Origin of the sequence: Marinobacter sp. S0848L, from assembly GCF_023016065.1 — a bacterium.
In the GTDB taxonomy this organism is placed as follows: domain Bacteria; phylum Pseudomonadota; class Gammaproteobacteria; order Pseudomonadales; family Oleiphilaceae; genus Marinobacter.
This window is the reverse complement of sequence record NZ_JALKAQ010000011.1, coordinates 76,806-98,886: the sequence shown is the minus strand read 5'-3', so window position 1 is coordinate 98,886 and position 22,081 is coordinate 76,806. Positions and strand designations below refer to the sequence as shown.

Annotated in this window: 20 protein-coding genes; 5 read left to right on the top strand and 15 right to left on the bottom strand. The window is 54.2% G+C overall.

Going from position 1 to position 22,081, the window contains the following annotated elements; translation table 11 throughout:
* The first annotated feature begins 4 nt into the window (after positions 1-4).
* Genes tal through MWU64_RS12940 form a run of 3 tightly spaced genes read left to right on the top strand, consistent with a single transcriptional unit; the run spans position 5 to position 2,923 of the window.
* Positions 5-970, top strand: a complete 966-nt coding sequence (gene tal / locus MWU64_RS12950; RefSeq protein ID WP_247064810.1) for a transaldolase — start codon at positions 5-7, stop codon at positions 968-970.
* Positions 971-1,025: 55 nt separating this feature from the next.
* Positions 1,026-2,153, top strand: coding sequence for a 3-deoxy-7-phosphoheptulonate synthase (locus MWU64_RS12945; protein ID WP_247064809.1), 1,128 nt, complete (start codon positions 1,026-1,028; stop codon positions 2,151-2,153).
* Positions 2,150-2,923: a glycerophosphodiester phosphodiesterase gene (locus MWU64_RS12940; protein ID WP_247064808.1), complete on the top strand. Its 774-nt coding sequence runs from the start codon at positions 2,150-2,152 to the stop codon at positions 2,921-2,923. Before MWU64_RS12945 ends, MWU64_RS12940 begins: the two co-directional genes overlap by 4 nt.
* A gap of 25 nt (positions 2,924-2,948) precedes the next feature.
* Here the strand turns inward: MWU64_RS12940 and sthA are convergent, their stop codons facing one another.
* The 10 genes from sthA to MWU64_RS12890 all read right to left on the bottom strand — a co-directional run bounded on the left by sthA (position 2,949) and on the right by MWU64_RS12890 (position 13,315).
* Positions 2,949-4,340 carry a Si-specific NAD(P)(+) transhydrogenase gene (gene sthA, locus MWU64_RS12935; protein ID WP_247064807.1) on the bottom strand — a complete coding sequence of 464 codons (1,392 nt, stop codon included), beginning with the start codon at positions 4,338-4,340 and terminating at the stop codon, positions 2,949-2,951.
* 71 nt (positions 4,341-4,411) lie between these two features.
* Complete coding sequence (nqrM, locus tag MWU64_RS12930; RefSeq protein WP_247064806.1) at positions 4,412-4,651, bottom strand: (Na+)-NQR maturation NqrM; 240 nt, start codon at positions 4,649-4,651, stop codon at positions 4,412-4,414.
* A 12-nt stretch (positions 4,652-4,663) separates the two neighbouring features.
* Complete coding sequence (locus MWU64_RS12925) at positions 4,664-5,677, bottom strand: FAD:protein FMN transferase (RefSeq protein WP_247064805.1); 1,014 nt, start codon at positions 5,675-5,677, stop codon at positions 4,664-4,666.
* A gap of 45 nt (positions 5,678-5,722) precedes the next feature.
* Positions 5,723-6,949 carry an NADH:ubiquinone reductase (Na(+)-transporting) subunit F gene (nqrF, locus tag MWU64_RS12920; RefSeq protein ID WP_247064804.1) on the bottom strand — a complete coding sequence of 409 codons (1,227 nt, stop codon included), beginning with the start codon at positions 6,947-6,949 and terminating at the stop codon, positions 5,723-5,725.
* A gap of 37 nt (positions 6,950-6,986) precedes the next feature.
* Positions 6,987-7,595 (bottom strand): NADH:ubiquinone reductase (Na(+)-transporting) subunit E, encoded by a 609-nt coding sequence (nqrE, locus tag MWU64_RS12915; protein WP_114333392.1) that lies wholly within the window; start codon positions 7,593-7,595, stop codon positions 6,987-6,989.
* A complete protein-coding gene (locus MWU64_RS12910; RefSeq protein ID WP_247064803.1) occupies positions 7,595-8,260 on the bottom strand; it encodes an NADH:ubiquinone reductase (Na(+)-transporting) subunit D in 666 nt (221 codons plus the stop codon). Before MWU64_RS12910 ends, nqrE begins: the two co-directional genes overlap by 1 nt.
* Positions 8,261-8,262: 2 nt before the next feature.
* Positions 8,263-9,066: a Na(+)-translocating NADH-quinone reductase subunit C gene (locus tag MWU64_RS12905; protein ID WP_247064802.1), complete on the bottom strand. Its 804-nt coding sequence runs from the start codon at positions 9,064-9,066 to the stop codon at positions 8,263-8,265.
* On the bottom strand, positions 9,059-10,267 hold the full coding sequence (locus MWU64_RS12900) for an NADH:ubiquinone reductase (Na(+)-transporting) subunit B (RefSeq protein WP_247064801.1): 1,209 nt from the start codon (positions 10,265-10,267) through the stop codon (positions 9,059-9,061). The genes MWU64_RS12905 and MWU64_RS12900 overlap by 8 nt, the downstream gene beginning before the upstream one ends.
* 4 nt (positions 10,268-10,271) lie before the next feature.
* The gene (locus tag MWU64_RS12895; protein WP_247064800.1) at positions 10,272-11,618 is read right to left on the bottom strand and encodes a Na(+)-translocating NADH-quinone reductase subunit A; all 1,347 of its coding nucleotides are present in this window, start codon (positions 11,616-11,618) and stop codon (positions 10,272-10,274) included.
* A 227-nt stretch (positions 11,619-11,845) separates the two neighbouring features.
* Entirely contained in the window at positions 11,846-13,315 is a 1,470-nt protein-coding gene (locus tag MWU64_RS12890; protein ID WP_247064799.1) for a glyceraldehyde-3-phosphate dehydrogenase, read from the bottom strand.
* 185 nt (positions 13,316-13,500) lie between these two features.
* On the opposite strand from MWU64_RS12890, the gene mfd reads away from it, so the two are divergent.
* A complete protein-coding gene (gene mfd, locus MWU64_RS12885) occupies positions 13,501-17,034 on the top strand; it encodes a transcription-repair coupling factor (RefSeq protein WP_247064798.1) in 3,534 nt (1,177 codons plus the stop codon).
* A gap of 29 nt (positions 17,035-17,063) precedes the next feature.
* Positions 17,064-17,813, top strand: a complete 750-nt coding sequence (locus MWU64_RS12880; RefSeq protein WP_247064797.1) for a CsiV family protein — start codon at positions 17,064-17,066, stop codon at positions 17,811-17,813.
* Here MWU64_RS12880 and MWU64_RS12875 read toward each other — a convergent pair.
* From MWU64_RS12875 to MWU64_RS12855, 5 genes are read right to left on the bottom strand one after another with little or no spacing between them, the layout of a single operon-like run.
* Positions 17,800-18,585: an S-methyl-5'-thioinosine phosphorylase gene (locus MWU64_RS12875; protein ID WP_247064817.1), complete on the bottom strand. Its 786-nt coding sequence runs from the start codon at positions 18,583-18,585 to the stop codon at positions 17,800-17,802. The two genes, MWU64_RS12880 and MWU64_RS12875, sit on opposite strands and share 14 nt — an antisense overlap.
* Positions 18,569-19,816, bottom strand: coding sequence for a mechanosensitive ion channel family protein (locus MWU64_RS12870; RefSeq protein ID WP_247064796.1), 1,248 nt, complete (start codon positions 19,814-19,816; stop codon positions 18,569-18,571). Before MWU64_RS12870 ends, MWU64_RS12875 begins: the two co-directional genes overlap by 17 nt.
* 23 nt (positions 19,817-19,839) lie before the next feature.
* Positions 19,840-20,340 (bottom strand): L,D-transpeptidase, encoded by a 501-nt coding sequence (locus MWU64_RS12865; RefSeq protein WP_247064795.1) that lies wholly within the window; start codon positions 20,338-20,340, stop codon positions 19,840-19,842.
* A gap of 55 nt (positions 20,341-20,395) precedes the next feature.
* Positions 20,396-21,073 (bottom strand): TetR/AcrR family transcriptional regulator, encoded by a 678-nt coding sequence (locus tag MWU64_RS12860; RefSeq protein WP_247064794.1) that lies wholly within the window; start codon positions 21,071-21,073, stop codon positions 20,396-20,398.
* A gap of 60 nt (positions 21,074-21,133) precedes the next feature.
* Positions 21,134-21,997 (bottom strand): hypothetical protein, encoded by an 864-nt coding sequence (locus MWU64_RS12855; protein WP_247064793.1) that lies wholly within the window; start codon positions 21,995-21,997, stop codon positions 21,134-21,136.
* Between the last annotated feature and the right edge of the window lie 84 nt (positions 21,998-22,081).

Here is a 22,081-nt window from a genome sequence, read left to right as displayed (position 1 = left end):
ACGAATGACCAACAAGTTAGAGCAATTAAAAGCCATGACAACGGTGGTTGCCGACACCGGTGACCTGGATGCCATTGCCCAGTGGCGGCCGCAAGACGCAACCACCAATCCGTCCCTACTTCTGAAAGCAGCAGCTTCGGATGCATACCGCCCTATGCTGGACAACGCCATTATGATGGCCAACCGCCAAGGCGGCTCTTCTGCCGAACAGCTCACTCTAGCCACCGACATGCTGGCCGTACTGGCTGGAAAGGAAATTCTGGAGCTTATACCCGGTGTTGTCTCTACGGAAGTAGATGCCCGCCTGTCGTTCGACACCGCGGCGACACTCAGGCGTGCACGCCGAATCATCGAGCTTTACGATCAGCAAGGAGTCGATACCAGCCGGGTTCTGATCAAGATTGCCTCAACTTGGGAAGGTATACTCGCCGCTGAGCAGCTTGAAAAAGAAGGCATTCGCTGCAATCTGACACTGCTGTTCTCGTTCGTTCAGGCGGTGGCCTGCGCCCAAGCCGGCGCGCACCTTATCTCCCCCTTTGTCGGGCGAATTCTGGACTGGCATTTAGCCAATTCCGGCCGCGATAGCTACCCGGCGGCGGAAGACCCCGGCGTACAATCCGTTACCCGAATCTACAATTACTACAAGGCCCACGGCTTCAACACCGTGGTCATGGGGGCAAGTTTCCGAAACACCGGAGAGATTGAAATGCTGGCCGGTTGCGACCGTCTGACCATCAGCCCTGCCCTGCTGCAAGAGCTTCAGGATGACAACGGGCAGCTAAACCAAAAACTCAACGCCGAGGCCGCTACCAGTAACGAAGTGATCGGTCATGTTGACGAAAAACTGTTCCGGTGGGAGTCAAACGAAGACGCCATGGCTACCGAAAAACTGGCCGATGGTATTCGCCGGTTCTCAGCCGACCAGATTGAACTGGAGAATCAGGTACGCCAGCAGGCCAGTGCAGCCTAAGTTGCATTTTTCGCCCGCAGCCCAAGTAATCGCTTGTTAATCCGAGGATTTCGTCATGTTAGCCATTCTTCATCCGAATACTGAACTGGATAGCGAAGCTTACCGCCAGACCATGCACTACCTGGAAAACCTGCCCGGTGTGAGTCTGCGGGTTCACGAGGTTCAAGGTGCCAGTCAGCGGCTGACCGAAATCTATCTGTTGGGCGACACTAAACCGCTGGACAAAGACGAAATTGAGGCGTTACCGGCGGTCGAGCGCGCCATCCGGATTTCCGAGGACTACCGTATTCTGGGGCGTCATAAAGACGATAATCGCCAAAGCGGGTTCAGGTACAACGGTGTCGATTTTAACCAGAACAACCTGAACGTTTTTGCCGGTTTGTGTGCGGTCGATGTGCCCGAGCATGTCGAAATCATGATGAAGGCGTTGGAGGAAAACGGCCAAGTGTGCACCCGCATGGGCGCATACAAGCCACGCACCAATCCCTATTCGTTTCAGGGACACGGCCAAGGCTGCTTACCTTGGGTGTTTGAAAAGGCCGGCAAGCACGGTATCAAGGTAGTGGCGATGGAGATTACCCACGAAAGCCACATCGAAGAGATTGATACCTGTCTGGAAAAACTGGGCCGCCCCACCGGGGTTATGCTGCAAGTCGGCACCCGCAACACCCAGAACTTTGAGCTGTTGAAAGCCATTGGCCGCCAGAGCACCTACCCGGTGTTACTGAAACGAGGCTTCGGCATCACGCTCAATGAATCGCTAAACGCCGCCGAGTATTTGGCCAGTGAAGGCAACGCCAACGTGATTTTCTGCCTGCGCGGCATGAAAACCGAAGCTGGCCAGCCGCATCGGAATATGGTCGATTTTGCCCACGTACCGGCAGTCAAACGGCTGACCCGCATGCCTGTTTGCGTGGACCCTTCCCATTCCGTTGGCACCCGGCAGCAATCACCGGACGGCATTCTCGATGTTATGCACGCCACCGCACAAGGCGTCATCGCGGGCGCAAACATGGTGCTGGTAGACTTCCACCCGAAACCTGAAAAAGCCTTGGTAGATGGCCCTCAGGCACTATTAATGAACGAACTGCCCGCCTACCTGGAAGACATTCAGCTATGCCACGATACCTGGAAGAAGCGCCAGGCTATTTACAAACGATTAAAGGATAACGCTACAGAATGATCATTTATGGTCACCGCGGGGCTAAAGGTGAAGCTCCTGAAAACACCCTTCCCGGGTTTCTGCATGCTTACCGGCAAGGTGTCCGGCACTTTGAACTCGACCTGGCATTATCAAAAGACGGTATACCGGTACTGGTACACGATTTGACGGTTGATCGAACCACCAGCCAGAAAGGCGGCATCAGCAAATATACCGCACAAGAACTGAGTGAAATGGATGCCCGGCGCAACACCAGTTCGTGGCCTCGGCCTACCGGTATCCCAGCGCTCGAAACCTTGCTGGATCAGCTGCCGGATCTGGAACACCTTCAGCTTGAGGTCAAAAAAGACAACCGGGATCGGCTCAACATTCTGTGCAACCGGCTGACCGAAATCATTCAGCGGCGGAACCTTTACCAGACCGCCGCGATTACCTCTACAGATCCTTGGTTTTTGCGGGAAATACGCCGTCGAGATCAGAACATTCGCTTAGGGCTGGTGGCTGAACGCAAATTTCCCAAGCCACTAAAAACCGCCAGTTCGCTGGGTTGTGAATTCTTTTGTGTGAATTGGCGCATTCTCAGCAAAGGAATGGTTGATATGGCTCACAAACGCAACATGCACGTCTCGGCGTGGACGGTAAACCGTATCCACGACATGCTCAGGCTCGAAGAAATGGGGGTGGACAGCATCATCACAGACTTTCCGACCAGCACGCGAATGTACTTCGACAATCGCGCTAAATCATTAGTGACGCTGCCTGTTCAAGAAACCGGGCAGCCAGAATTGTAACTGGCCGCCATGGAGTCGGCCTGAATCAGAAAATCCGGTTCAGGCCGTTCAGAGCAGCTACCCGATAGGCTTCCGCCATGGTGGGATAATTAAACGTGGTGTTAATGAAATAGTTCAGGGAATTGGCCTCCCCTTCCTGATTCATAATCGCCTGGCCGATGTGGACGATCTCTGCCGCTTGGTCACCGAAGCAGTGAATACCCAGAATCTCCCGGGTTTCTCTGTGGAACAACAGCTTCAACATACCCACGGCTTCGCCGGTAATCTGCGCCCGGGCCAAATCTTTGAAAAATGCCTGACCTACATCGTAAGGCACTTTCGCTTCCGTAAGCTCCCGCTCTGTTTTCCCGACTGAGCTGATCTCGGGAATGGTATAAATGCCAGTAGGCACATCATCCACAAAGCGGAAGTATTCGTCCTGAACCACATCGGAAGACGCTGAACGGCCCTGATCGTAGGCTGCACTGGCCAGGCTCGGCCAACCGATCACATCGCCCACAGCGTAGATGTGCTCTACTTCTGTACGGTAATGCTCATCCACCGCCAACTGGCCCCGGCCATTCGGCTCAAGGCCGACTTTGTCGAGCCCCAGGTTATCGGTGTTGCCACTGCGGCCGTTACACCACAAGAAGGCATCGGCCCGGATTTTCTTGCCCGACTGCAGTGTGAGCACAACGCCGTGATCATCCCCTTTGACGGTTTCGTACTGTTCGTTGTGACGAACCAGCACACCGTTATTTCTCAGGTGATAACTAAGCGCGTCTGAAATCTCGTCATCCAGGAACGACAGCAGGCGACTGCCGGGGTTGATCAGATCCACCTTTACGCCCAATCCCGCAAAGATCGACGCGTATTCAGAACCAATCACGCCAGCGCCATAGATAATCAGCGTCCGCGGCGTATGGGACAGGTTCAGAATGGAATCCGAGTTGTAGATCCGGTGGTGGCGAAAATCGACATCGGGCGGCAGGTACGGGCGCGACCCCGTGGCAACGATCGCCTGCTTGAAGTGGATGGTCTCAACGGATTTGTGACCGCGAATTTCCAGACGGTTCTTGTCCAGAAACGCCGCACGGCCGTTCAGCAGATCAACCCGGTTACGGGAGTAAAACTGCGTACGCAGTTTAACCTGCTTGCCAATGACCTTCTGGGCGCTTTGCAAAACCCGCGGAAAGGAGAACCAGCGGGGCTCCCCGATGTCCCGGAACATCTGGTTCGTGTTGAAGGTGATAATCTGCTTAACAGAATGACGCAATGCCTTGGAAGGAATGGTGCCCCAGTGGGTACAATTACCCCCTACGGTGGCCTTATCCTCAATGATCGCAACTCGCTTATTGTGCTTGGCCGCATTCATTGCCGCCCCTTCACCAGCGGGGCCGGCACCAATAACAACAACGTCGTAATGATGTTCTGCCATGCGCGCAGTATCTCCTTATCTACGTCTCGTGAGCGTAGCTTTAATTATTGAGTGTGTGTGATCAGTTGCCGCTACTTTTCGACTTTACTGGCGTCGTAGGCCAAATCTTCTGCGCTTACCGGCGCCGCATCCGCACGGCTCTCTTCGCATTTCTGGGTGTTTCCGCCACAAATGTCGCAAGACGAACTGATACCCAGTGCGCCAATGCCGCCACAAGTACCACTGATGGGCTTACGCCCGAAAATAACGCCAACAGACATGCCCACCATCAGCAAAACCACAATTGCCAAAACTAACAAAAAGGTACTCATACCCCGCCCCCTTTACTGGACAACGTAAGACGAAAAAGCCGGTGTGCTGTGCACTTCAAAGCCCGCCTCTCCTCTTACAATAAAATACGCCGGAATGTTTTCCCGCGTCGCCAGACTCATCGCCCGCTCAAACCCCATAACAGTAAACGCTGTCGCCAAGGCATCGGCTGTCATGCAGTCTTCCGAGATGACGGTCACCGATGCTAACCGATGATCAATCGGCTTACCGGTATCTGGATCAATTGTATGTGAATATCGCCGCCCGTCCGATTCGTAATAGTTACGATAGTCACCGGAAGTCGCCATGGATTTCCGGTCCAGCGCCACGATTACGTTGACTTGCCGGGCTTGCTCTGACGGGGTTTCCACCGCTAGCCGCCAAACGTCGTCATTCGGCTTTCTGCCTCGGGTGCGCACCTCCCCGCCTATCTCAACAAGGTAGGCTTGAACCCCTTGACTGTCGAGATACCGGGCCACCACATCCACGCCATAGCCTTTGGCAATACCCGACAGATCGATGTACTGGGGCTGCTTGGCACGAATCGCCGATGCGTCTGGATCAAGCTCAAGAAACTCCCAGCCGGTCACGCTCAGCGCACTCTCCAACTCCTGATCGGAGGGGGCATGTTCTGGCCTGGCATTCGGGCCGAACCCCCAAAGGTTCACCACCGGGCCGATGGTGGCATCGAAAGCCCCATCTGTCTGTGCGGATATTTCCTGAGCACGCTGGATAACTTCGAATAGCGGGGCGGATAGCGCTGTCCAGTCCGACTGATTCGGCTTTTGGTTAAACCTGGAAAGCTCGGAGTCCTGCTTCCAGGTAGACATCGCCTTATCCACCTGCTCCAACTCGGCCTGTATGCCCTGCGCCAGCGCTTTGAGCCTGGCATTGTCTTCCGGCAATACAACGTTGATGTGATAGGTTGTCCCGAAGATTCCGCCAGAAATCTCCCAGACTTTTTCTTCTTCCTGAAACGAGCAACCCGCCAGGGCGGCCGCAGCCAGCGTCATAATGACGCTGGCCATAACCACCCTGACGGGTCCAAACATGCGGGATGTCATTTGTGCTAATTAACCTCCAAAGTCATCCAGCATGATGTTTTCGTCTTCAACACCAAGGTCTTTCAACATCTTGATGACAGACGCGTTCATGATTGGGGGCCCACACATGTAGAACTCACAATCTTCAGGCGCCGGATGGTCCTTCAGATAGTTATCGTACAACACGTTATGGATAAAGCCGGTGGGGCCTTCCCAATTATCGGTGGGCAGTGCATCAGACAACGCCACGTGCCACTCGAAGTTTTCGTTTTCTTCCGCCAGGCCATCGAAATCTTCAACGTAGAACATTTCGCGGACACTACGGGCACCGTACCAGAAGCTGATCTTACGCTTAGACTTCAGGCGCTTGAGCTGGTCGAAGATGTGGGAGCGCATAGGCGCCATACCCGCACCACCACCAACAAACACCATTTCAGCATCTGTCTTCTTGGCGAAGAACTCACCGAACGGCCCCATAACGGTAACCTTGTCACCCGGCTTCAGGTTGAACACATAGCTCGACATGATGCCTGGTGGGTGGTCGCTGCCCGGAGGCGGTGTGGCGATACGGATGTTGAACTTCAGAAGGCCCTTTTCTTCCGGGTAGTTCGCCATGGAATAGGCCCGGATGGTTTCTTCTTTGTTGATCGCCTTGTAACGCCAGATGTCGTGCTTGTCCCAGTCTTCGTGGAACTCTTCTTCGATATCGAAATCCTTGAAGTCGATTTCGTACGGAGGGCACTCCAACTGCACGTAACCACCAGCGCGGAAGTCAACTTCCTCGCCTTCTGGCAGCTTCAATACCAGTTCTTTGATGAACGTAGCCACGTTGTGGTTGGAAATGACTTCGCATTCCCACTTCTTAACACCAAAGAATTCTTCCGGCACTTCAATCTTCATGTCCTGTTTCACAGGAACCTGACACGACAGACGCCAGCCTTCTTTCTCTTCGCGGTTGGTGAAGTGAGTCTTTTCAGTCGGTAGCATCGCACCGCCGCCGTCCAGAACTTTACACTTACACTGGGCGCAAGTACCGCCGCCGCCACAGGCAGACGACAGGAAAATGCCGCTGTTTGCCAAAGTGCCAAGAAGCTTTCCGCCGGCTTCCGTTTTCACGGTATGGTCCGGGTCGTCATTGATTTCGATGGTCACATCACCGGTGCTTACCAGTTTGGATCTTGCCGCGAGAATGACCGCGACAAGCGCCAGAACGATAACGGTGAACATGACCACGCCGAGTATTATTTCTGTATACATGGTCTCGCCTTTTCGTTAAACCGAATCACCGGGTGAATTACAGGGAAATCCCTGAAAAGGACATGAAGCCAAGGGACATCAAACCAACAGTAATGAAGGTAATCCCCAAGCCACGCAGGCCTTCCGGAACATCGCTGTACTTGAGCTTCTCGCGGATACCAGCCAGGGCAACGATTGCCAACGCCCAACCAACACCAGCACCAAAGCCGTAAACCACACTTTCACTGAAGGTGTAATCACGCTCTACCATGAACAGTGCCGCACCCATGATGGCGCAGTTCACCGTGATCAGTGGCAGGAACACGCCCAGAGCGGAGTAAAGCGCCGGAATGTATTTGTCCAGAATCATTTCCATGATCTGAACAATGGCAGCAATAACACCGATGTAAGTGATCAAGCCCAGGAAGCTCAGATCCACCTCAGGAAGACCGGCCCAAGCCAGCGCGCCTTCACGCAGAATGTTGTTGTAAATAAGGTTGTTAACCGGAACGGTCAACGTCAATACAACAATTACGGCGATACCCAAACCGGTCGCAGCTTCAACTTTCTTGGAGATGGCCAGGAACGTACACATACCCAAGAAGAACGCGAGTGCCATGTTCTCAATGAAAATTGCCTTGAGAAGCAGGCTGATATAATGCTCCATCAGAAGGCCTCCTTATGGGTGTGGCGGGACATCTTGTAGTCCGGCTCTTCCACCTGCTCAGGCATCCAGGTACGCAGTCCCCAGATCGCCAAACCGATGATGAAGAACGCACTCGGTGGCAACAGCAACAAGCCGTTAGTGATGTACCAGCCGCCTTCGTTCACCGGAGTCAGCAAGGTAAAGCCGAACAAAGAGCCAGCGCCCAGCAGTTCCCGGAAGAAGGCAACGAACAACAGCATGACGGAGTAGCCAAGACCGTTACCGATACCGTCCAGGAAGCTCAACCAAGGGCCATTCTTCATGGCGAAACCTTCGGCGCGGCCCATAACGATACAGTTGGTAATGATCAGACCAACGAAAACCGACAACTGCTTACTGATTTCGTAGGCATAGGCTTTCAGGATCTGGTCTACCACGATTACCAGCGAGGCAATGATGGTCATCTGTACGATGATCCGGATGCTTCCCGGAATCTGGGTACGAACCAGCGATACCGCCAGGTTTGAAAACGCGGTAACCGCGATCACCGACAAGCACATAACGATGGTTACGCTCATGCTCGTGGTTACCGCGAGCGCTGAACAAATACCAAGGATCTGCAGCCCGATCGGGTTGTTACTGAATATCGGCTCGAAAAGAACCTGTTTGGCGTTTACTTCAGCCATGATCAGACCTCCCCTTCACGAAGTTTCTTGAGGAACGGCGCGTAGCCACGGTCGCCCATCCAGTAGTTGACCAGCTGTTCGACACCGCGGCTGGTCAGTGTGGCGCCAGAAAGAGCATCAATCTTGTGCTCTTTATTCTTCGCATCCGCACCAACACCGCCCTTGACCAGTTGAATCTGAGGTTCGGTTGGGTCGTCGCCGTAAAGCTCCTTACCTACCCACTGCTGCTTCCAGCGAGGGTTATCGACTTCACCACCAAGACCTGGGGTTTCCGCATGAGCGTAGAAACCAAGCCCTTCGATGGTATTCAAATCTCCCTCAAGAGACACGAAGCCGTACAGAGTAGACCACAGGCCGTAACCGTGTACCGGCAGTACCACACGAACCAGATCTCCGTTTTCGCTCAGGGTGTATACCTTGGCGATGTTCGGACGGCGCTTAATACCGGCCTTGTCTTCGGATGACGGAATGTTGGTACTGAGTTTCGGGTCAGATGCTGCTTTATACATGTCGTACTTCATGGGGTCTTCTACATCAACAGCAGAAGGCTCTACGAAGTCGCCAGTTTCAAGATCAACCAGACGCACGTCGAACAGTTCAAAGGTTTCTTCGATCTGGTCGGCACTTGCGCCAGTTTCCAGCATGCCCGCTGCAGCCAGAATGTTGGACTTGATGTCCAGGTTCTGGTTTTTGATCTGAGCCGGACGAAGCGATACCGCTGCGGTGGAAACCACCACGGAGAACACAATACTCAGCACCAGCGCAACGATAAGGGTTCTGGAGACAGTTTCTTTAGCTTTAGCCACGAGCAAGCCTCCGTTTGATGTTAGCTTGAACCACGTAATGATCCATCAGCGGTGCAAACAGGTTAGCAAACAGAATCGCCAACATGATGCCTTCCGGGAACGCCGGGTTAATCACGCGGATCAGAACGGTCATTACGCCCACCAGGATACCGAAGCACCAGCGGCCGGTGTTGGTCATAGATGCAGAAACGGGGTCTGTCGCCATGAACATCATGCCGAACGCAAAACCACCCATCACCAGGTGCCAGTGCGGCGGAACAGCAAACATGTTGTTGGTTTCAGAACCGATCAGGTTCAGCAGCAGGGACATGGCGATCATACCGATCAGCACACCGCCAACAATGCGGTAGCTCGCGATGCGCATCGCGACCAGTGCCAAACCACCGATCAAAACAGCAATTGTGGAGGTTTCACCCATGGAACCTTGAATGGTACCAATGAACGCATTCATCCAGCCAATTTGCTGATTCAGTACTTCCATACCTTCGCTGGCCGCTACACTTAGAGCGGTTGCGCCACTGAATCCGTCAACAGCGGTCCATACCGTGTCGCCGGAAATCTGAGCCGGGTATGCGAAATACAGGAAAGCACGACCAGTCAGTGCCGGGTTCAGGAAGTTTTTGCCGGTACCGCCAAACACTTCTTTACCAATCACAACACCGAAGGTGATACCCAGAGCCACCTGCCACAATGGGATAGAGGGTGGGCAAATCAATGCGAACAGAATGGAGGTTACGAAGAAGCCTTCGTTTACTTCGTGACGACGCACGGTGGCAAACAACACTTCCCAGAAACCGCCCACAATGAAGGTCACCGCGTATACCGGGATGAAGTAAGCCATGCCGTATACGAAGTTGTCCCATAGGCCAGCCCCTGCGCCAGTAACAGCGAGAGCCTGGATAAATGCGGTACGCAGCCCACCGTCACCCACCAGGGCATCCGGGTTAGCGGCCAGGAAGTTATTGGCCTGATAGCCAATATTCCACATACCGAAGAACATCGCCGGGAACGCGCACAACCACACGGTGATCATGATGCGCTTGAGATCAACGCCGTCACGAACGTGGGAAGTGGTCTTGGTTACCGATCCGGGCGTGTAGAAAATCGTATCAGCGGCTTCGTAAAGCGCATACCAGCGCTCCCACTTGCCACCTTTTTCAAAGTGATGCTCGATACCATCGAGATACTGTCTGATAGACATCGTGTTAGCCCTCGATCTCGATTCGGGTCAGGTTCTCGCGGAGAATCGGACCGTATTCATATTTACCCGGGCACACAAAGGTGCACAGCGAGAGATCTTCTTCGTCCAGCTCCAGAGCGCCCAGTTTCTGAGCCACCTCGGTATCACCAACAATCAGCGCACGCAGCAGCTGGGTTGGCAGAATATCCAGTGGCATAATCTGCTCATAAGCACCGACAGGTACCATCGCTCGCTCACTACCATTGGTGGTGGTCGTGAAATCGAATCGTTTGCCACCCATTAGCTTGGACAAGTAAATGTTCAGTACAGAGAACTTGTTAGCACCCGGGGTCAACCAACCCATGAAGTGGCGCTTATAGCCTTCTTCCAGAACAGACACCTGATTGGCGAACCGGCCCAGATAGGCACAAGGGCCATCACCACGACGGCCGCCGAAGACAGAACCGGAAATCGCACGGATCTCGCAATCGGTTGCTACTTCACCATCTAACAGCTCAGGCAAGCTGGCACCCAAACGGGTACGAACCAAACGAGGCTTCAGAGCTTTCGGGCCACCAATCGCGACAATGCGCTCAACCGGCACTTCACCGGTTTCGAACAACTTGGCGATATCAATAACGTCTTGGTAGTTGATAGACCAGACGGTCTTGTTCGCGGAAACCGGATCCAGATGATGGATGTGGGTTCCTACGTTGCCGGCAGGATGCACACCATCAAACTGATGCACTTCGATGTTATCGGCTTTGGGCACAGACACGTTGGTGCCCGGCTTGCCAGTAACAAACACCTTGCCATTAGTGAGGCGAGAGATAATGGTCAGACCTTTTTCGAAAGCCTGGCTGTTCTCACCAATGATCACCGCAGGGTCCGCCGCTAGCGGATTGGTGTCCATCACTGACACAAAAATGGAGTTCGGAGCAGAATCGATAGCCGGAACCTTGCTGTAAGGGCGGGTGCGGAACGCTGTCCACAAGCCGGATTCAACGAGGTTATCGACTACTTGCTGGCGTTCCAGGCCGGCGAGATCCGAGTCGTTGTAGCGGGCATAAGTTTCAGCCTCGTCACCATCGATTTCGATGACAACAGACTGAAATACTCGACGCTCACCGCGATTAACTTCTTTCACCACACCGGCTGCCGGTGAAGTGTAACGAACGCCTTCGGTCTTCTTATCCGTGAACAGCAGCGTACCGCGCTTAACACGGTCCCCTTCTTTCACAGCCATGGTCGGCTTCATGCCGTGATAGTCAAAGCCAATAAGCGCCACGTGGCGAATCGGCTTGCCATCGGTAATGGTCTGTTCGGGAGCGCCGCTGATGGGAAGATCCAGGCCTTTTTTGATCTTGATCATTAGCCTCATCCAGTCATCAGAAACTATTCTGTGGATTCTTAAACGTCCAACTCCTGCGCAACGTACCGTGGAGCAAGACACACCCAAAATCGCGCCAATTATAGAGATTAAGGAAACCTATTTCCACCGGTAACCCAAATGCTTTTGGTGCCAAGAAACACGAAAAAGCCCCGGCAACTCTCGTTGCCGGGGCTTTTCATTCCAACCCCCTGGGGCGAACTACGACCTTAGTCGCGTGCGCGTTTCGGGAAGATCGGGTAATCAACGCCAGCCATCTGGTTAACACAGCGGATAACCTGAGCGCTGTAGCCGAATTCGTTGTCGTACCATACGTACAGAATCAGGCGCTTACCGTTCGCGATGGTGGCCTGAGCATCGACCACGCCCGCGTGACGGGAGCCAACGAAGTCCGTTGAAACCACTTCCGGCGAGTTCACAAAATCGATCTGCTTTTGCAGCTCAGAGTGCAGAGCCATCTCACGCAGGTATTCGTTCACCTTCTCCACATCAACGTCAGTCTTGAGGTTCAGGTTCAGAATCGCCATGGAAACGTTCGGTGTCGGCACACGGATCGCGTTGCCGCTCAGCTTGCCCTTCAACTCAGGCAGAGCCTTGGCAACAGCCTTTGCGGCACCGGTTTCGGTGATAACCATGTTCAGCGCCGCACTACGGCCGCGACGGCTACCTTTGTGGTAGTTGTCGATCAGGTTCTGGTCGTTGGTGTAAGAGTGGACGGTTTCAACGTGACCGTCTTCGATGCCGAACTCATCGTTGATCGCCTTCAGTACTGGAGTGATGGCGTTAGTAGTACACGATGCCGCGGACAGGATCTTGTCGTCTTCGGTGATCCAATCGTTGTTGATACCGTAAACGATGTTCTTGATATCACCTTTGCCCGGCGCAGTCAGGATAACCCGGCTAACACCCTTGGACTTCAGGTGCAGACCAAGACCCGCTTCATCACGCCAGATACCGGTGTTGTCTACAACGATGGCGTTATCAATACCGTACTCGGTGTAATCCACCTGGTCCGGACCGCCCGAGTAGATCACTTTGATGAAGTTGCCGTTTGCGACCAGAGCAGAATTTTCTTCATCAACGGTTATAGAACCGTTGAATGGCCCGTGCACAGAGTCACGACGCAGCAAGCTGGCACGTTTCTCGAGATCGTTCTCGGCTCCACCCTGGCGCACAACGATAGCACGCAGACGCAGGTTGTTACCGCCACCGGCTTTTTCAATCAGAATACGAGCCAGAAGACGACCAATGCGACCGAAACCATAAAGAACCACATCTTTGGTATCGCCGTTTGCATCTTGCTCGGATTGCGCTTCGTACTGACCCACAATCGGACCAATTTCACGCTTCAGAAACTCAACCAGGTCACCGCTCTCTTCCTTGAACTTGACCGCAAGCTTGCCGATATCCACGTGACCACGACCCAGGTTCAGCTTATCCATCTCTTCCAGGATCGGCATGGTGTCGTGCACAGACAGCTCGCTGTCTTCCACCTGACGAACAAAACGGTGAGCCCGGAGGATGTCGATCACTGACTGATTGATGATCGAACGACCGTAAATAGACGTAACTACATTGTTTTTACGGTACAGGCGGCCGATCAGCGGAATCATGGCTTCCGCGGTGGACTCTCGTTCAGTCCAGTTGGACAGATGCTGGTTGATCTTGTCGTGACTCACGGTTGAAACCTCGTTTAGCACTGGGGAGTAATTTTGAGGCGCACATTATCCAACTTAACGAGCCTCACGGCAAATGGCTTTGTGCATCCCCTTTCCAGTCAGCGACCATGACAGTGCAATCCCTGAGCGATAGAATGATGCGCTTTCGGTTCCCAGACGCTTCAAATCAGGAGACGGCCAAACCCATGGCTCAAGGTTCAACCAACACCTTTGCGAACATCACGCTGATTGCACCCTCAGCACCAGCTCAGGCTGCCGATCACAGGAAATGGGGGCAGCTGCAGGGCTGCAGCCAGGCTCTCGCAATCTGTGAAAGTGCAAGAAGCCACAAAGGCTTGACCCTGGTCGTCACCAGAAGCACCGATGAAGCCATTCGACTGGAACAAGCGGTTCGGTTTTTCCTTAGCCTGCCGCCCGAAGAAGACGGTGCAACCATCTCTGAAGACGGCCTGGAGCTGTTATCGCTGCCTGACTGGGAGACTCTGCCCTACGACCTTTTCTCACCCCACCAGGACATCACCTCCCGGCGCATTCGCACCCTGCACCGCCTGCCTTCTACTGATCACGGCATTTTGATCGTTCCGGCACGAACCCTGATGCACCGGTTGCCACCGCCTAGCTACCTGCAAGGCAACACCTTACTGCTGAAAACCGGCCAGACACTGAACATCGACAACTGGCGCCTGCAGCTTGAAGCAGCTGGCTACCACCACGCCGAAAACGTGTACGAGCACGGCGAATACGCCGTTCGAGGCGCCATACTCGATATTTACCCGATGGGCTCCAACCTGCCCTACCGAATCGATTTATTCGACGACGAAATCGAAACTCTGAGAACCTTTGACCCGGAAACTCAGCGCTCAATCGACCGCATCGACCAAATCGAGCTGTTACCCGCTCACGAATTTCCGTGGCATAAAGAAGCACGCTCCGGATTTCGCAACCGGTGGTTTGAACACTTTCCCCACTCGGACAAAGACTCGCCGGTCTATCAGGATGTGAGTAACGGCATCACCCCACCCGGCATCGAATATTATTTGCCACTGTTTTTTGAACAAACGGCGACACTCTTTGATTACCTGCCAGCGTCCACTTTGGTATTCACCGAGGATGGGTTGAACGATGCCGTTCAGGCATTTGACAGCGAAACCCGCGCTCGCCATGAAGATCGCCGACACGATCGCCTGCGCCCGATTTTGCCGCCAGCAGAGCTCTTTCTGTTACAAGACGAAGTGTTTGGCCAGCTAAAACGCTACCCTCGGGTCACCTGCAGCCCCGAGCCTACATCCGGCGCTGGCACCGCTAATTGCGCTGCCGAGGCACTACCCGACATCGCGATGGACGGCCGCGCTGCCGACCCGGCCGGACGACTCAAACGCTTTCTTAATGATTTTCCTGGCCGTGTCCTCATTTGCGCCGAGTCTTCAGGTCGCCGCGAAGCACTGATCGAAAACCTAGAGAGCCAGAAACTTAAACTGAGCACAGTGACCAGCTGGCAGGACTTTCTTGCTCAAAGCGACACCACCCTGGCCATCACCATTGCGCCAATGGAACAAGGCATGGTGCTGCCGCAGCAGAATCTGGCCCTGATCACCGAGACTGCTCTGTTTGGCGATCGGGTGCTGCAGCGCCGTCGCCGTGAAAAGCCTACAGAAATGGACGATGCCGGTTATCGCGATCTGTCGGAGCTTCGAATCGGGTCACCGGTGGTGCACATCGACCACGGCGTAGGCCGCTATAAAGGGCTCGAAACCATCAGTGCCGGTGGCGAGTCCAATGAATTTCTGACCCTGGAATACGCCGGCGGCTCAAAATTGTACGTTCCGGTTTCTAGTCTGCATCTGATTTCGCGCTACGCCGGCACCGACGAAGAACACGCGCCCCTGCACAAACTTGGCACCGACCGCTGGAGCAACGCCAAGCAAAAGGCATTGGAGAAGATCCGCGACACGGCCGCTGAGCTGCTGGATGTGTACGCGCGCCGGGAAGCCCGAAAAGGTTTCCAGTTCGAAGATCCGAAAGAAGCCTACCGCGCCTTTGCCGCGGGCTTCCCGTTCGAAGAAACACCGGATCAGCAAGTTGCCATTCAAGCAGTCTTCGAAGACATGACCAGCGAGCAGCCAATGGACCGCCTGGTGTGCGGCGACGTGGGTTTTGGTAAAACCGAAGTGGCCATGCGCGCGGCGTTTCTGGCCACCTGGTCTGGCAAACAAGTGGCCGTTCTGGTGCCCACTACACTGCTGGCCCAACAGCACTATGAGTCGTTCCGGGACCGATTTTCAGACACGCCGGTCTCCATTGAGCTGCTAAGCCGTTTCAGGAGCAGCACCCAAACCAGTAAAGCCATGAGCGCGATCGAAGAAGGCAAGGCGGACATCGTGATTGGCACCCACAAACTGCTGCAGGGTGATGTGAAATTCAAGAATCTGGGCCTGGTTATCATTGATGAAGAACACCGGTTCGGCGTGCAGCAAAAGGAAAAGCTGAAGGCACTGCGTGCTGAGGTAGACATGCTTAACCTCACCGCCACGCCCATCCCGAGAACCCTGAACATGGCCATGGGCCACTTGCGTGATCTCTCCATTATCGCGACCCCGCCCGCGCGCCGCCTGTCGGTCAAAACGTTCGTTCGGCAACGGGACGAAGCCATGGTGAAAGAAGCCATTCTTCGTGAAATCCTCCGTGGTGGTCAGGTGTACTTCCTGCACAACGACGTTTCCACCATTGAGAAAACCGCCGAAGATCTGCGCCGACTCATCCCGGAAGCCCGAGTGGGCGTTGGCCACGGCCAAATGCGGGAGCGCCAGCTGGAACAGGTGATGTCCGATTTCTACCACAAGCGCTTTAACGTGCTGGTGTGCACCACCATTGTAGAAACCGGCATCGACGTACCCAGCGCCAATACCATCATTATTGAACGGGCAGATAAATTTGGCCTCGCTCAGCTGCACCAACTACGTGGCCGGGTTGGTCGTTCACACCACCAGGCCTATGCCTATCTGCTGACACCGCCCCCCAAAAGCATCTCCGCCGATGCCAAAAAACGATTGGATGCCATTTCGGAAGCCCAGGATCTTGGCGCGGGATTCATGCTGGCCACCCACGATCTGGAGATTCGTGGCGCCGGTGAACTATTGGGTGAGGAACAAAGCGGCCAGATCGAAAGCATCGGTTTCACGCTGTATATGCAGCTATTAGATGAAGCCGTGAAGGCCATTCGCGAAGGGCGCACACCTAATGCGGAGCTGCCCCTGAGCCATGGTACGGAAATGAACCTGCGTATTCCGGCGATTATTCCGGAAGACTACCTGCCAGATGTTCACAACCGTCTAATGCTGTACAAGCGCATCGCCAGCGTAAAAGATGAAATCGAATTAAAAGAACTTCAGGTTGAAATGATTGATCGCTTTGGATTATTACCGGAACCCGCCAAAAACCTGGTACGCCAAACCAAGCTTCGCCTGATGGCCGAGGCTTTAGGCATTGATAAAGTGGACGCTGGCAAGGAATGGGTACGCTTGGAGTTTGGCGCCAGCACACCGGTTGACCCGCTGACTCTGGTTAAAAAAGTGCAATCCGCACCCGATTCGTTCAGGCTGGAAGGCGCGAACAGCTTCCGCTTCCGGCTGAATGATGACTCAACCAATGGTAAACTCGATGCCATCGCTGCCATGCTCACCGAGCTTGGCCCTCAAGACACAAGCGCCAAAGCTTCTTGAGACGACCCAATCTAGCCGGAGTGAGACACTTGCAAGTCACCAAACGCTTTTCCAATTCCTTTTTGACAGGAGCTGTACTGGCTCTTGGGTTCACGTTGTTGCCGGTGACGGGCGCTCAGGCTCAGGAAGATCGGAAAGACTTCTATCGAGCGGAAATTGTAATCCTTCAACGATTGGTTGATCCCGCCTCTATTGAAGAGCAGATGGCGGGCAAACAAATTGAGCCGACACGCACTGTGGCAAAATCACTTTGGGTAGAGGATGCCAGCGGGCGCCGCACCTCAGACCTGAAACTCGCAGCTCGAAATGAGCTGCACCTTGGCCGGGCGGCCAGCCGCCTTGAAAACAGTGGCAACTACCGCATCTTGGCCACAGCGGGCTGGTATGAGAGTTTTCCGCCCAACTACGACGGTTCACCCATGAAGGTTGCGGTGGGTGACTGGCTGAACGGTGCCCAGCAGAGGGCTGTGGAAGGGCATATTGAAATTGATCGAAAGCGCTATCTGCACGTGAGCGTTAACCTGAACCACTGGCAAGATGGCACGGCTCCGCAAGTCATCGAACCAAAGCGTGAAACAAACGAAACCGAACAATCACCTGCCCCGGAAGAGGCTGGCTCCGTTGCCGACATGGCGGAAAACGTTCAGCCCGCGATGTCAGAACCTGTGCCTGCGGAACTGGTGACCTGGATTAAAGAAACGCGCCGGATGCGCAGTGAGGAAATCCACTTCATCGATTCCCCCACTGTTGGCGTGCTGGTGTTTTTCAGGAAACTGTAGACAAAGGCTCCAGCTCACCCAACTTGGCCATTGAGTGCTCCAGAATACGCTTAACCCCAGTCATGCCCTGCTCGATGGCCGCTTCGATCTCATCCATTGTGATGATGTGATCTGTCTTACCCGCTGCCCAATTCACCACCAGGCCCAAACATACGTAACGCATGCCTAACTCGGCCGCTAAAGCGGCCTCTGGCATGCCTGTCATTCCCACCAGATCACAGCCATCTTGCTCGAGACGGCGGATTTCAGCGGCAGTTTCAAGCCGTGGGCCTTGGGTCGCGCCATAAACGCCAAAATCGGAAAACTCGACCTCAAGCGCTGTAGCTGACTCAATCAACAGAGCCCTGCCCTCGTGATCGTACGGATGGGTAAAGTCAATATGGGTTACCTGCTCAAGCCCGTCCTCATAAAAGGTGCTGGCGCGCCCCCAGGTGTAATCAATTAGCTGATGGGGAATCACTACATGAGCCGGCCCCATCGCCGGGTGAATTCCGCCGACGGCATTCACACCCACCACGGTCCGGACACCGGCATCGTAGAGCGCCTGCAAATTAGCCCGGTAATTCACCCTATGGGGTGGTATTCGATGCGGGTTGCCGTGGCGAGCCAGAAACACCACGGGTTGCTCACCCAGAACACCTTTAACCAACACATCGGAGGGATCGCCCCAGCGATTACTGTCCGCCTCTTTGCCTAAAATCTGAAGCTCACTCAGTTGTGTGAGCCCCGTTCCACCTATAACTCCTACCGGACGATTAATCGCCATCAGCATCTCCCCCTTCAGCGGAATCGGCACCGTCGTCACGGGCCTGTGCCTCTCCCTGATTTTCACGGTAATCAGGGTTTTTGCGGGCGGCCTTGTCGCCACGCTTCTCGTCCTTTTCCTTCGCATCCGGATTGCTGACGGTTACCCCGTCTGGCAAATGCAATGTACGGGTCGGGAAGGCTACTTCTGCACCGTGACTTTCGATGATGTCACTGATCTGCAGCAGTACGTTTTCTTTGATGCCATGGAAACGCACCCAGTCCGTTGTTTTGGTGAAGGTGTAAATCATGATGTCGAGCGTGGAGTCGTTGAATGCCAGAAAGTTCACAATCAACGTTTGATTCGCGTCGATCTCATCGTGATTTTTCAGCATCTCACGTATGTCATCGACAATCTTTTTCATCGACTGGACATCCGCATAGCGAATACCAATAGTTTCGGAAATCCGGCGATTGGTCATACGCGACGGGTTCTCTACCGCAATCACGGTGAAGGTAGCGTTCGGAACATACAGCGGACGCTTGTCGAAGGTGCGAATGGTGGTTAACCGCCAGCCGATGTGCTCCACCGTGCCTTCGATGTTGCGGTCAGGCGAGCGGATCCAATCACCCACTTTAAAGGGGCGATCCAGATGGATAATAAAACCGCCGAAAAAGTTCGCCAACAAATCTTTTGCGGCAAAACCAACAGCAATACCACCCACACCACCAAAGGCCAGCACACCCGAAATACTAAAGCCCAGAGTCTGTAGTGCCGTCAACACAGCGGTAATGACGATGACCGCACGAAGCAGCTTACTAATGGCATTCACCGTGGTGAAATCCATCGGTTTGCGCATTTTGACGGGCGACACCAAGACGCTCTCAACCTGCTTCACCAGCCCGAACAGCGCCCAAACAACTACCCACATGAAACCGATCTTCAGTACCGTTTCATTGGCTGTAAATACTTCAGCGTCGGAGAAGTGATGGGCAATTTCCGCTGCCCAGTACACCCCTTGCAACCAGATAAACGCGACCAACGGGCGCCGACAGGCATGGAGAACAGCATCATCCCAAAGGTTTCGTGTGTGGCTGAATTTGTTCTCGAGGTACAGAACAACACGACTCACAATAAAGGCCACAATGGCTGTGGCGAGCACCACCGCAAAAATCAGGATGCCTGCCCGCCAACCTTCGGTAAGCATTCCGAACCGTTCAATCCACTCGTTCATTATGCGCAAGATATTTCCGATCATCCTATTCCTCGGGGTTGGTAAACCTATTCAATAGTTACGTGCATACCCGCTGGCGCACGCTCGAACAATTCTAGCAAATCCCTGTTTCTCATCCGTACGCAGCCATGGGACATTGGTATACTCATCGGTTCGGTGTCGGGTGTTCCATGAATGTATATGAAACGTCGGAAGGTATCGACACCCGGCCCGCGATTACGCTGCCATTCCCGGCCGCACAGCCAAAGTATGCGAGTCAGGATCCAGTCGCGATCGGGGTAACGCTCCGCAAGCTCTGGCGTGTAGATTTCACCGGTTGGCCGCCGCCCGCGAAAAACCGCGTTCAAGGGCTGGCCCTCGCCAATACGCACACGGATGTAGTGCTTGCCCCTAGGGGTGCAACCGCTGCCATCGCGCTCACCCGCGCCATTGAGCGCAGTCGACACCGGGTACTCCGCTAACAGGGAACCGCCAGTGGTCAGCAGTCTAAGCGACTGATCGGAGAGAGAAATGTGAATATGCGCCCGTTGGGGCGATGGAGTATTCAAAGCGTAAGCTCCCTCGGGCAAAAACCAGAGGGAAGCCTACCTGAGGGCGGGGAGCTCAGGCAACTGTAGTGCCTGAGAGCATAGGGGGCACCTGGAGTTTATCGGGCGCTTTCATGCCTTCGGCCAGGAACGGCACCAAACGCGCGGCAATTTCCTGAACCGAGGCCTGCACACCGAGTTTGTTGTCGAGAATGTCAATCAAGGCATCACTGCTGGACATGGTGAACGCGGTTGCACCCAACATGAACTGTATACGCCAGTACCGATCAACTGCAGACAACTCCGGCGTGGCTTCCTTCAGCAAGCTCATAAAACGACTGAACGGTTGCCCGTATTCCTGCTCCAGAAACTTGCGCAAATGCCCTTGCGACTGGGTATAGGCAAGGCCCAGCAAACGCATGAAGATGGAAATACCCTTTTCATTACGCTGAGGCATGCGTATCGCGCTTTCGGTCAATACCCATAGTGTCTGGTTCAGAGTCGGGGGCTGGCCCTGACACTTTTGTTCCAACTCATCGAACGCGACTTCCAGTGTTGATGAGAAAGGCGTCAGGAAACGCGCAAACACCGCGTGGATAAGCGCATTCTTTGAGCCAAAATGGTAATTGACCGCAGCCAGATTTACGTTAGCCTTACTGGTAATCATGCGCAGTGAGGTTTCTGCGAAACCACGCTCCGCGAACAGCTCTTCAGCTGCATCGAGAATCCGATCTACGGTATCTGACTGTGCCATTTTATTATCAGCGCCTCTAGCAAACGTCTGTTTGAAACATACGTTTGAGAACTGATAATGTCAAGTACGGGCCTCTGGGGCTGCCGCGACGTCTTGCCAGCCTTTATCGATAGCGGCCTGGTTGCCATCAAAAAACGCTTGCTGAATTTTGTTGTAGGCTCGCTCTGCTTCCAGCATGTAAATCAGATACAGCCGGAAATGCTCCCGCTTGGTGAGGTAACGCGGCAAAACCCGCTGCTCCGAAAGCCGGATCATGTCACTGAAGCGAGCGTGCCTCAAACTGGCGTTATAGCGGGCCATTCGCGCGCATTGCCACACCAACCCGTCGTTTCCCTCCAAATGTGCCACATGCTTGCGGGCATCGCTCAACAGTCGCTGGCGCTGCCATACCAAATCCAGATAGGAAGGCTTGTTGGTGTAGACGCGCCGAATAAACGGCACACCCAAAAGAAGTATGATGACGCAAACTCCAAAGCCCCCACCGGCAACCCACGCTGGCACAAAACCGGTTAATCCGCTGAGAAATACCGTCGCCGCCACCAAAGCCGACAACAACCAAAGGTCGCGACTGCGCCGCGCTTTCGCCAGCGAGTAGTTGTCAGGCCATTCCGGCATCGACAGCAAGTCGAAATCCATCAGCAGTACGCGGTCACATTGCCGCAGCATTAACCTGAGATTTCTCAGTTCGGTTTGAGCCTGGCGGTGCTCGGGGTCTTGCTGGCTTTGCTCCTCTTCAGAGTTGGGGCCGGTCTGATTCGTTTGCTCACCTTCGGCGCTAACCGCGCCCTCTGGCTGATCGGTATCGGCGATCTTCTCGAGTTCGTTGTTAGTGACATCGGCCGGATCGGCCGGCCTGCCTGCACGGAGCTGGGCGGGTGGCGAATCAGCCCCTCCGGTTAAAGTTGTTGTGGCATTTTCCGCCATAAGATTCCCACTTTTAAAAGCTTTGGATAATTTGGTTATCGACCAAAAGCGTCACAACTTGAGAGGCCGCCAACAGCCGCTACT